Origin of the sequence: Agrobacterium sp. AGB01 (assembly GCF_014851585.1) — a bacterium.
Lineage (GTDB): Bacteria > Pseudomonadota > Alphaproteobacteria > Rhizobiales > Rhizobiaceae > Agrobacterium.
On sequence record NZ_JACVAB010000003.1, the window covers coordinates 192,486 to 204,541 of the forward strand.

The window sequence follows — 12,056 nt, forward strand, 5'->3', positions numbered from 1 at the left end:
GATGTCTAAGCTTTGCAGCTAGCGTAGCAAATCATGTATGCAATCTGCCGATTTCTAATGGCAGTTACATGTCAGGCACCGCGCATCTTACGTTCAGGCGCTCTCTCTGGGAATCAGCTTGCCCAAAAACAGCCTGTCAAAATCCTTGTCTTCGGAACTGCCAAGCACCTCAACGAGATATTCGACCATATCGGTCAGTGGTTGGCGATAGGTCGTCAAACGATAATTCGGGCTATCTGCCTGTGGCACATCATCAAAACCGGCCACAGCGATGTCCTCCGGCACCCGCAGACCAAGTTTATGGCGGATGACATCAACAGCACCGAGCGCCAGAGCGTCGTTTTCGCAAACGATGATATCAGGCAGATTGACCAAATCACGTCCAGTGAACGCCTTCATGATGACGTCAGCTGCTAGTTCAGGATCATAGGCGGGCACGCTTGCTGTTTCCGGTTCAACGCCAAAGTAATCCCGCCAGCGGTCAACGAAGGTTTCCTTGCGCAACAAATGTGCGGAATAGGTGCGTGGTCCGGCCAGAAACATCGGACGTTTATAACCGCGATCACGGACGTAATTGGCAATTTCAGTCGTTGCATGCACGTCATCCACGGCAATAGAAATTGTATTCGGGTTACGAGATGTTCTGGCAAAAATGATCAGCTTACGAAACCGCCGGGCGTGCAGGGCGGTTTCCAGAACCTCGTCATCAAACTGAATACCAATCAGGATAACCGCATCAACCCGCCGCTGGCTGGCATTGAGCAAAGCATGTCCAGCATCGTCTTTGTTGAGGGTGTTGACGAGGAGAATGTCCCATCCCTCACGACGCAGGATCCGCGTCAATCGCTCCATCATCACCAGCTTGTGAGGATTGGCGAAATCGTCAATGAGCAAAGCAACAAGATTGGTCCGATCAGAGGAGAGACTCGCTGCCCGAAGATCGGGAACATAACCAAGTCGTTCCGCCGCAGACATGACTTTTGCCAGGCTTTTCGGGGAAATAGAGGCGTCTTTGCGAAACGCACGGTTGACCGTCCACCGCGATACGCCAGCCTCAACCGCTACGTCATCCGCGGTAACGTTCGCGGCGAATAGAGGTTTCTTCTCTTGCGGCATAATCGTCTCCTCGTAACCTTATGTCGTGTATCGCGGTTCATTGATAGCTCCTTTTTGCACACGCTTCCATTTATTTTGCTCACGGGAGCAAATTGCTGTTGCTCACGGGAGCAAATGAGTGCTAGGTCTTGCTCACGGGAGCAGGAGGGCTTCCAATTCGGGAGGAATAGAGTGCTTAAAGTTGCATTGCTCGGCGCTGGCCGCATCGGTCGGGTTCACGCGGTCAATATTGCCGCAAACACCAGAAGCGAGCTGGTCGCCGTTGCGGACGTTAATACAGCGGCCGCAGATGAGTTAGCCGGACATTACGGTGCCCAGGCACGTTCGATAGAGGATATTCTGGCAGACAAAGCCATCAATGCAGTCCTTATCGCAACTTCGACCGATACCCACTCTGATCTTATCGAGAAAGCGACAGCAGCCGGAAAGGCTGTGCTGTGCGAAAAGCCGGTCGATCTTTCCCTTGAGCGCGCCAAGGCCTGCCTGTCGAAAACAGAATCCTTGGGCCTGCCGGTGATGATCGGTTTCAATCGCCGTTTCGATCCAAATTTTGCGGCTGTAAAAGCTGCGGTCAACGCCGGTGAAATCGGCAAGCCGGAACTACTGTCGATCACATCATTTGACCCGGCACCGCCACCTGTCAGCTATGTAAAGGTTTCCGGCGGCCTGTTCCGCGACATGATGATCCATGACTTCGACATGGCTAACTTCATTATGGGCGACGCACCCAAGACCGTGCATGCTGTTGGCACATCGATTGTCGATCCGGAGATTGGCAAAGCTGGCGACGTCGACACGGCAGTTGTGACGCTGACCTACGCAAACGGCCGCATCGCGGTTATCAAGAACAGCCGCCGCGCCATTTATGGTTATGACCAGCGATTGGAACTGCTCGGTTCGGAAGGCCTGCTTTCGGCCGCCAACATTCTGGAAAACACAGTTTCCAAGGCCACCAAGGCCGGCGTGACGAGCGCGAAGCCAGAGCACTTCTTCCTTGAAAGATACATGCGTGCCTATGTTGCGGAATGGAATGCATTTGTCGCCGCAGTCCTTGATGGCGCAGCGATCCCAGTCACATTGAAAGATGGCGTTCAGGCGCTGGCACTTGCTGAAGCGGCAACGCAATCGGCGCAAACAGGTCGTTCGGTTGAACTGACGCTGTAGGCATCTGACCACTCGTCATGATGCATGAGTTTTTGGCCGGAGTGCGTAGGGAGAACGCGCACCCGGTCTCGAAATCCGGCTTGGAGGGCCGGGAGGCAAGGGCGTTCAGACGGGGCGCCTTGCGAAACTTAACGGGAGGATATCATGAAGAAGTTATTTGCCGCGGTATCGACAGCCGCAATCATTGCTATGGCTGGTCCGGCCTTGTCCGCCAGCATTATTGTTGTTGCACATGGACAGGCCAACGACCCGTTCTGGTCAGTCGTCAAAAACGGCGTGGAAAAAGCCGGCAAGGACACAGGCGCAACCGTAGAATTCCGTTCGCCTGAAACCTTCGACATGGTTCAGATGAGCCAGATGATTGATGCAGCAGTTAACCAGAAGCCAGATGGGCTTGTAGTTTCCATCCCTGATGCCGATGCACTTGGCCCATCCATCAAGCGCGCGGTGGAAGCCGGTATTCCGGTCATTTCCATGAACTCCGGTTCCGATGTCGCTCACGAGCTCGGCGCCCTTCTTCACGTCGGCCAGTCTGAGTTCGACGCTGGCAAGGCAGCTGGTGCCAAGCTCGCTGAATTGGGCGGTAAGAAAGGCATCTGCATCAACCAGGAAGTCGGCAACGTGTCCCTCGACCTGCGTTGCAAAGGCTTTGCTGAAGGCTTTGGGCAAGTCACCGTTATCCCAACCGGTAACGACCCAGCAGAAGTGCAGGCCAAGGTTCGCGCCGCTCTCGAATCCGACGCCGACGTTGACACGGTTCTGTCTTTGAACGCCTCGCTGGTCGGTGAGCCCACAGTGCAGGCAGCGCAGGCAATCGGCCGCGACAAGGTCATGATCGCTACCTTCGACCTGTCGTCTGGCTTCCTGCAGGACATTGTCGACGGCAAGGCAACCTTCGCCATCGATCAGCAGCAGTTCCTGCAGGGTTATCTGCCTGTTTCCTTCTTGGCGCTTCATGCCGAATACGGCCTGATCCCGGGCGGTGACGTACCATCCGGCCCGAACCTTGTGATGAAAGACTCGGCCGCAAAAGTCATCGAGCTTTCCGCAAAGGGCATCCGCTAAGCAACAGCCGGGCCATGCACTGGTGTGGCCTGGCTTTCTATCGGGAGGAACAGCATGTCGACGGAGACGCTTGCTATGGTGGATGAACGCATTAAAGCTGAGTCCTTTGTGACCAGGCTCATGAAAAGACCAGAACTGGGAGCAATCGGAGGCGTCGTCCTCGTCACGATCTTTTTCCTGATTACCGCCGACAGCACCATGTTCACGCTGTCAGGCATCATGAATTTCATGACCCCTGCAGCTCAATTGGGTATTCTCGGCATCGCCGCTGCCATGTTAATGATTGGCGGTGAGTTCGACCTCTCCATCGGCTCGATGGTCGCTTTTGCCGGGATGTTGTTCGGTGCTTTCACCGTTAATATCGGCCTGCCGCTGATCGTTGCCATTCCCCTGACCATGGGCCTTGCCGGTGCTCTTGGCATTGCAAACGGACTCATCGTCCTTCGCACCAAGCTGCCCTCTTTTATCGTCACACTTGCTGGTCTTTTCATCCTGCGCGGCGCATCGCTTGTTGGCCTTAAAATCGTCACTGGGGGTTCGACACAGCTGCGTGGTGTCCGTGAAGCAGTCGGCGGTGACTTCATTGCACCAATCTTCTCCGGGGATGCATTCGGCTGGTTCTTCCAGTGGATGGCAGACAAGGGGCTGATCGACACATTGCGCACCGGCGCACCCAAAGTACCGGGTGTGCCCGTTGAAATCCTGTGGTTCATCGGTTTTGCCATTATCGCCACCTACGTCCTTTTGCGCACGCCTTTTGGCAACTGGATTTTCGCAACAGGTGGTGACTCCGTGGCCGCACAGAACTCGGGCGTCCCAGTCCGTCGCGTCAAACTTTCTCTGTTCATGTTGACAGCGATGGCTGCAGCTCTGGTCGCCATCATCACTGTCATCGATGCTGGTTCTACCGATGCACGTCGCGGCTTCATGAAGGAATTCGAAGCCATCATCACGGCCGTTATCGGCGGGTGCTTGTTGACGGGCGGATATGGCTCGGCGGTCGGTGCATTCTTCGGCGCCATCATCTTCGGCATGGTCACCATTGGCCTCACCTACACCAAATTCGACCAGGACTGGTTCCAGATCTTCCTTGGCGCGATGCTGCTGCTGGCTGTGATTTTCAACAATGCAATCCGCAAACGCGTAACCGGGGAGCGTTGAGATGACTGCACCTATCATCCACATGGAAAACATCAAAAAGCACTATGGCAATGTCATTGCCCTGAACGGTGTGACTTTTGATGTCATGCCCGGAGAATGCCACTGCCTTCTGGGCGACAACGGTGCCGGCAAATCTACCTTCATCAAGACAATGTCGGGCGTACACAAACCTAATGAGGGCAGCATTACCTTCGAAGGACGCCCCATGTCTTTCGAAACGCCGCGTGACGCGATGGAAGCCGGAATTGCCACCGTATTCCAGGATCTCGCCATGATCCCGTTGATGTCAGTTACCCGCAACTTTTTCATGGGCCGCGAGCCGACAACGGGTAAGGGTATCTTCAAGCGCTTCGACATCGACCGTGCCAACGAGATTACTGTCCAGGAAATGCGCAAGATGGGCATCAATCTGCGCGGACCTGACCAGGCTGTGGGCACATTGTCAGGTGGTGAACGCCAGACAGTTGCCATCGCAAGAGCGGTCTATTTTGGTGCGAAGGTCTTGATCCTTGACGAACCGACTTCGGCGCTTGGTGTGCGGCAAACCTCCAATGTCTTGGCAACCATCATGAAGGTACGCGCACAGGGTGTTGGCGTCGTCTTCATCTCTCACAACGTCCGCCATGCCATGGCCGTCGGTGATCGCTTTACCGTCCTGAACCGAGGCCAGACGCTGGGCACGGCGAAAAAGGGCGAAATCACAGCACCGGAATTGCAGGACCTTATGGCCGGAGGCCAGCAGCTTGCCGAGCTTGAAGGGTCTCTCGGCGGCACGATCTGATCCGTCAACAGACGTGCCCATATCTATCCATAGAAAGTGAACTGGTGACAGAGATGTCTTATCCAATGCCTGCAAAAGAACTCGGCATCGCCCTGATCGGCACCGGCTTTATGGGCAAGTGTCACGCCATGGCCTGGCGCAATGTGGCAGCAGTGTTCGGCGGGGTGCATCCCCGCTTGGAAATCCTGAATGATGTTACGGAAGAGGCAGCGCAGAATTACGCTCGTCAGTTCGGATTTGCACGCGCGACCTCCCGTTGGGAAGATGCAATCAATGACCCCAAAGTCGATGTCGTCTCAATCACTGCGCCAAACGGCATGCACCGCCCAATGGCGGAGGCGGCTCTAAGTGCAGGCAAACATGTCTGGCTTGAAAAGCCGATGGCGCTGACACTTGACGACGCCCGCGCCATGGCGGCTCTTGCCGCACAACATCCCGATCAGAAAACCATTCTTGGTTACAACTACCTGCGCAGCCCGGCATTCCAGTCCGCCAGAAAGATGATTACAAATGGCGTCATTGGCAAGCCCGTGGCATTTCGCGGCGTTTATGACGAAGACTATTCCGCTGACCCGCTCCTCCCTTGGTCATGGCGGATGACTCACGAAGGTGGTGGTCTGGGTGCTCTTGGGGATCTGGGCTGCCACCTCGTGAGCCAAATGATCGCATTGATGGGTCCTGTCACCGAAGTTGTGGCACAGACACAGATCGTTGTTTCAACCCGCAACTCTCCCGAAGGTCCAAAGCCGGTCGAGAACGAAGACAGCGCACTCGCATTGTTGCGTTTCGCCTCTGGTGCCCAAGGTTCGTTCGCCACGTCACGTGTCGCTCGTGGCCGCAAATGCCGTTTGCAGTGGGAAGTGCATGGCACGGATGGAACGCTCGTCTTCGATCAGGAGAACATGAACGAACTTTGGCTGCATCGCCATGGCGAAGCCGGTTTTACCCGTCATCTCACCGGACCGGACCAGCCTGATTTCGCAGCATTTTGCCCGGCACCGGGCCACAATTTCGGCTTCAACGAACAGAAGGTCGTTGAGGCACGCGATCTGTTGCGCGCGATCGCAGGTGGCGCTGCCTGTGGCCCTGATTTCATTCAGGGATTGGAAATCGAAAAGATAATTCACGCCATGGCAACGTCCCATGGAAGTGTCGTGCATATTGAAAGGTAAGGCTGTGACCAAAACACTCGATGTCATTACAATCGGTCGCGCAGGTGTGGACCTCTACGGTGCACAGGTCGGTGGCCGTCTGGAAGATATGGGGTCTTTCGAAAAATACATCGGAGGCTCTCCCACCAATATTGCCTGCGGCAGCGCACGTCTTGGTCTGAAAACAGCGCTTCTTAGCCGTGTTGGCAACGAACATATGGGCCGCTTCATTCTTGAGCAGTTGGCGCGGGAAGGTGTCTCCACCAAGGGCGTCAAAATCGATCCTGAGAGACTGACTGCTCTCGTTATTCTGGGCATCCGCGACGACGAACAATTCCCGCTGATCTTCTACCGTGAAAACTGCGCAGACATGGCATTGTGCGAAGATGATGTTGACGAGGCCTTTATCGCCTCTGCACGCGCCGTCGTCGTGACCGGCACGCATCTTAGCAACGCGCGCACTGAAGCCGCCGTTATCAAGGCGCTGAAACTCGCGCGTAAACATGGTCTGCGGACAGCGCTTGATATTGATTATCGTCCAAACCTGTGGGGCGTCGCCGGTCATGGCGACGGTGAAAGCCGTTTCGTCGAAAGCCAAAAGGTCACCGCAAAACTCCAGGCATCGCTACATTACTTCGACCTGATCGTCGGGACGGAAGAAGAGTTTCATATTGCCGGCGGCAGCACCGACACACTGGCATGCCTGAGGGCTGTGCGGGCGCTTACGCCAGCCACCCTTGTCTGCAAACGCGGTGCACTCGGTGCCGTCGCATTCGAAAACGATATTCCTGACAGGCTTGACAAAGGGCAGTCCGGCCAAGGTTTCCCGATTGAAGTGTTTAATGTGCTGGGTGCTGGCGACGGCTTTTTCTCCGGCCTGCTCCGTGGCTGGATGACCGATCAGGACTGGCCAACATCTCTCAAATACGCCAACGCTTGCGGCGCATTTGCGGTCAGCCGACATGGCTGCACGCCAGCCTACCCAAGCTGGGAAGAGCTGCAATTTTTCCTTGAGCGTGGCGTTGTACGACCTGACTTGCGCAATGATCCAGTTCTGGAACAATTGCACTGGTCAACCACAAGACACACGCGCGTTAATGGCGATTGGTCAACCATGCGGGTTTTTGCCTTTGACCACCGCATGCAGCTTGAGAGTATGCCGGGCTACACCTTGGAAAAGGGCGGTGCTTTCAAGGAACTGTGCCTTGATGCGGCTCTCAAAGTGCAGAATGGCCAGGCTGGCTACGGCATTCTTTGCGACCACCGCATTGGACGCTCAGCCTTGCAACGCGCCTCTGGAACAGGTCTTTGGATTGGCCGTCCGGCAGAACTCCCGGGATCAAGACCTCTAAAGCTTGAACCAGAACTGGGAACAGACTGCGGGACACTGGTCGAATGGGCACGCGAAAACGTCGTGAAGGTTCTGTGCTTCTGCCACCCGCAAGATAGTGCAGAGGTATGGTCCGAACATATAGCAACCGTAAAACGTCTGTTTGAATCTGCACGCCGTAATCGGCTGGAATTCCTTCTGGAAATCATTCCATCCAAGGTGGCAACAACAGATGACAACACGGTCGCAACCCTCGTGCACCGTTTCTATGAAGCTGATATTTTCCCTGACTGGTGGAAACTGGAACCGCTGAAGACGCATGCGGCTTGGGCTAACGCGATCGACGCCATTGAGGCACACGATCGCCACACCAGAGGCATCGTTGTTCTGGGACTTGAAGCGCCCGAAGCAGAGCTTTCACAGAGCTTCGAGGTCGCCGCGAGCTTCGATCTGGTCAAGGGTTTTGCAGTCGGTCGCACGATCTTTGCAGATGTCGCAACACGCTGGCTGGCAGGTGAGATCACAGACGCTGCCGCCACAGATGAAATGGTGTCGCGTTACGCCCGTTTGTGCCGGGTTTGGGACAATGCACGCGCTAAGGCCAAGGAGTATGCCGCATGACGACCATAAGATTGACAGCGGCACAAGCCATGGTGAAGTGGCTCTCTGCACAGTTGACGGAAGAAAACGAACGTTTCATCGACGGTATCTGGGCGATTTTCGGCCACGGGAACGTTGCGGGACTTGGCGAAGCTTTGCAGAAGGCTGGCAACAGCTTGCCAACTTGGCGCGGGCAAAACGAGCAGACCATGGCACATGCGGCCATCGCCTATGCCAAGGCAAAAAAACGCACACGTGCCCAGGCGGTGACATCATCCATCGGCCCCGGTGCGACCAACATGGTCACTGCTGCTGCTCTGGCGCACGTAAACCGTCTGCCATTGTTGCTTATTCCCGGCGATGTTTTTGCCAATCGTCGTCCTGACCCAGTGTTGCAGCAAATCGAAGACTTCGATGACGGCACGGTATCGGCGAATGATTGCCTGCGTCCTGTCAGCCGTTATTTCGACCGCATTACCCGGCCGGAACAGCTGCTAACTGCTTTGCCACGCGCCATGCGCGTGCTGACAGACCCTGCCAATTGCGGCCCGGTGACATTGTCATTCTGCCAGGACGTTCAGGCCGAAGCTTTTGATTGGCCGCAAGCGTTCTTTGAAAGCCGCGTTTGGCGCATACGCCGTCCAGCGCCGGACACACGCGACCTTGTAGAGGTTGAAAAAGCCATCCGCGCAGCACGCAACCCGGTCATCGTGGCAGGTGGTGGTGTGATCTACAGCGGGGCGGAGCAAGAACTGGCCGATTTCGCAACGCGCCACAACATACCGGTCATCGAAACGCAAGCAGGCAAATCCTCTTTGCCGCAAACGCACCCGATGAACTTCGGTGCTGCAGGCGTTGACGGATCAGCGGCAGCGAATGCTGTTGCGCGTAAGGCTGATGTCGTCATCGGCGTGGGCACTCGCTTTCAGGACTTCACGACAGGTTCCTGGACATTGTTTGAAGCAAAGGACCGCAAACTCATCTCGATCAACGTGCAGGCATATGATGCCGACAAACACGGTGCCATTGGTCTTGTTGCCGATGCCAAAGTTGCGCTCGAAGCACTCAGCGCCGCCTTGGGCGGTCACAAGTCGGAACAGGAAGACGGCGCCTTGCGCTCGGAGTGGCTGGCGGCTGTTGATCTCCACTGTGCAGCGCCCAAGAGTGACGGCTTGCCGACCGACGCACAGGTCATTGGCGCCGTACAACGCGCAACAGGTGATAACGCGATTGCCATGTGTGCGGCCGGCACAATGCCCGGTGCATTGAAATTGCTGTGGCAGCCAAGTCAGGGTGGCTACCACATGGAATACGGCTTCTCCTGCATGGGTTATGAAATCGCCGGTGCCATGGGCCTGAAACTGGCGCGGCCGGAACGGGAAATCATCTGCTTTGTCGGCGATGGGTCCTACATGATGGCAAATTCGGAACTGGCCACAGCGGTCATGCGCAAAGTACCTTTTACGGTCGTTCTCACGGATAATCGTGGTTATGGCTGCATCAACCGTCTGCAACACGCCAGCGGCGGTGCCGCATTCAACAACCTCTACGCCGATTGCAACATCGAACAACAGCCGCAAATCGACTTTGTCGCTCACGCGGCGTCTATGGGTGCCGTTGCCATCAAGGCGAAGAACATTGCCGATCTTGAACAACAGATTGCACAAGCCCGACAGCGCGATATCCCTACCGTCATCGTCATCGATACCGATCCGACCAATGGACCTGGTTTTGGCGACGCTGGAAACTGGTGGGATGTTGCCGTGCCGCAAGTCGGAACAACAGAAAAATTGAAAGCAGCCTATGCCCGCTACCTTGAAGGTATGGCACGGCAAACACTGGTAAATTGAGGAATGAGCATGATCCGCTTTGGAACTAATCCAATCGCCTGGGCCAATGACGACGACCAGACCCTTGGCGCAGATATACCGACAGAACAGATCCTCCGGGAAGCATCCGAGATCGGTTTCGACGGTATCGAAAACGGCCACCGCTGGCCCGATGAACCGGAGGCTTTGAAAAGCCTTCTTGGTTCCTATGGTCTTTCCTTCGTTTCCGGCTGGTATTCGCTCAACCTTTTGACCCAATCTGTCGAAGAGGAAAAGAAAGCAATTCAGAAACACCTCGACAAGCTGAAGCACAATGGCTGCAAAGTCTGCATCGTTTGTGAAACCTCCAATTCCATTCAAGGGCTGCAGACAGCACTTTCGGAAAGCCCGCACCTTTCAGCAGACGAGATGAAGGCTTTCGCTGCCAAGGTGGAAGAACTGGCCGCATTCACGGCGTCGCAGGGCATTACGCTGGTCTATCATCATCACATGGGCACTGTTGTCGAAACACCGGAAGAGATCGATGCCTTCATGGCCGCGACTGGCCCGGCAACACATCTGCTTTTTGACGCCGGACATTGCTACTTCGGCGCTAACGGCGCCGATCCGACACCCGTGCTTCGCAAATACGTAAAGCGCGTCGCGCACTTCCATGCCAAGAATGTCCGTCCCGCCATCATGCGACAGGTCCGCGAAAACGGCCTGTCATTTATGGATGGTGTGCGGGCAGGCGTATTCACCGTTCCGGGCGACAGCGAAGGTGGCGTCGATTTCCTGCCGCTTCTGCAAATACTCAAGGATGAGGGTTATCAGGGCTGGATCGTCATCGAAGCCGAGCAGGACCCGAAGGTCCGCAATCCCCATAAATACCAGTCTCTCGGCCTCCAAACCTTGAAAGAGGCCGCTGCAAAGACAGGTCTCGCCTGAAACACACTGAGCACAAGAACGCTGCTCCAGTGAACCCGTATGCAGCGTTCTCTTATCAATAGTTTTATTGCATGCATCACCCAAGGTTGCTCAAGCGGGTGATATTCCCCAGGAGGAAACACGATGCCCAATCTTCTCCATCGGCCTTTTGGCACCCACGGAAAGGTGCACGAAATCACTCCCACCTCGGCTGGCTGGCGTTATGTCGGTTTTTCACTCTATCGTTTAAGAGCAGGTGAAAAAGCCGCAGAGGCAACGGGTGATCGTGAAGTGATCCTTGTCCTGATCGAGGGTAAAGCCGCGATAAATTCGGACGGCCGCGATTGGGGTGTCTTGGGCAACCGCATGAATGTGTTTGAAAAGACAGCTCCCCATTCGCTTTATCTGCCAAATGGCTCGAACTGGCAGGCGACGGCCGAAACAGATTGCGTGATTGCCGTGTGTTCCGCTCCCGGCAAGAGTGGTCACGAAGCCCGCCTGATTGAACCAAACAACATTACGCTTACACAGCGCGGCGAGGGTAGCAACACGCGCTACATCAACAATATCGCCATGGAAAACGAGGATTATTGTGACTCGCTGCTGGTCACCGAGGTCTTCACACCGGCTGGCAACTGGTCAAGCTATCCAAGCCATCGCCACGACGAAGATGATTTTCCGCGCATCACCTACCTCGAAGAGACCTATTATCACCGCCTGAACCCTGCGGACGGTTTTGGCGTGCAGCGGGTCTATACAGATGACCTGCAATTGAATGAGACCATGGCAGTTCACGACGGCGACGTCGTCTGTGTGCCACGCGGCCACCATCCCTGCGGCGCGCCCTACGGCTTCGAGATGTATTATCTCAATGTGATGGCTGGCCCACTGCGCAAATGGCGGTTCGTTGCAGCCCCCAACGTCGCACATCTGTTGAAGTAACCGCAGAACCT

Annotated in this window: 10 protein-coding genes; 9 read left to right on the top strand and 1 reads right to left on the bottom strand. The window is 55.6% G+C overall.

Going from position 1 to position 12,056, the window contains the following annotated elements; genetic code table 11:
• Window positions 1–93: 93 nt before the first annotated feature.
• Window positions 94–1,116, bottom strand: coding sequence for a LacI family DNA-binding transcriptional regulator (locus IB237_RS12710; protein ID WP_192489041.1), 1,023 nt, complete (start codon window positions 1,114–1,116; stop codon window positions 94–96).
• A gap of 171 nt (window positions 1,117–1,287) precedes the next feature.
• Between IB237_RS12710 and iolG the strand changes: the two genes are divergently transcribed.
• The 9 genes from iolG (at window position 1,288) to iolB (ending at window position 12,045) form a co-directional block, all read left to right on the top strand.
• Window positions 1,288–2,280, top strand: coding sequence for an inositol 2-dehydrogenase (gene iolG / locus IB237_RS12715; protein ID WP_192489042.1), 993 nt, complete (start codon window positions 1,288–1,290; stop codon window positions 2,278–2,280).
• Between the two features lie 144 nt (window positions 2,281–2,424).
• Window positions 2,425–3,345 (top strand): sugar ABC transporter substrate-binding protein, encoded by a 921-nt coding sequence (locus IB237_RS12720; RefSeq protein WP_192489043.1) that lies wholly within the window; start codon window positions 2,425–2,427, stop codon window positions 3,343–3,345.
• A gap of 54 nt (window positions 3,346–3,399) precedes the next feature.
• Window positions 3,400–4,506, top strand: coding sequence for an ABC transporter permease (locus IB237_RS12725; protein ID WP_192489044.1), 1,107 nt, complete (start codon window positions 3,400–3,402; stop codon window positions 4,504–4,506).
• A 1-nt stretch (window position 4,507) separates the two neighbouring features.
• Complete coding sequence (locus tag IB237_RS12730; protein ID WP_192489045.1) at window positions 4,508–5,287, top strand: ATP-binding cassette domain-containing protein; 780 nt, start codon at window positions 4,508–4,510, stop codon at window positions 5,285–5,287.
• Window positions 5,288–5,340: 53 nt separating this feature from the next.
• Window positions 5,341–6,459 (top strand): Gfo/Idh/MocA family protein, encoded by a 1,119-nt coding sequence (locus tag IB237_RS12735; protein WP_192489046.1) that lies wholly within the window; start codon window positions 5,341–5,343, stop codon window positions 6,457–6,459.
• A gap of 4 nt (window positions 6,460–6,463) precedes the next feature.
• Window positions 6,464–8,389, top strand: coding sequence for a 5-dehydro-2-deoxygluconokinase (iolC, locus tag IB237_RS12740; RefSeq protein WP_192489047.1), 1,926 nt, complete (start codon window positions 6,464–6,466; stop codon window positions 8,387–8,389).
• A complete protein-coding gene (gene iolD / locus IB237_RS12745) occupies window positions 8,386–10,218 on the top strand; it encodes a 3D-(3,5/4)-trihydroxycyclohexane-1,2-dione acylhydrolase (decyclizing) (RefSeq protein WP_192489048.1) in 1,833 nt (610 codons plus the stop codon). The genes iolC and iolD overlap by 4 nt, the downstream gene beginning before the upstream one ends.
• A 9-nt stretch (window positions 10,219–10,227) precedes the next feature.
• Entirely contained in the window at window positions 10,228–11,124 is an 897-nt protein-coding gene (iolE, locus tag IB237_RS12750; protein ID WP_192489049.1) for a myo-inosose-2 dehydratase, read from the top strand.
• 123 nt (window positions 11,125–11,247) lie between these two features.
• The gene (gene iolB / locus IB237_RS12755; RefSeq protein ID WP_192489050.1) at window positions 11,248–12,045 is read left to right on the top strand and encodes a 5-deoxy-glucuronate isomerase; all 798 of its coding nucleotides are present in this window, start codon (window positions 11,248–11,250) and stop codon (window positions 12,043–12,045) included.
• Window positions 12,046–12,056: the final 11 nt, after the last annotated feature.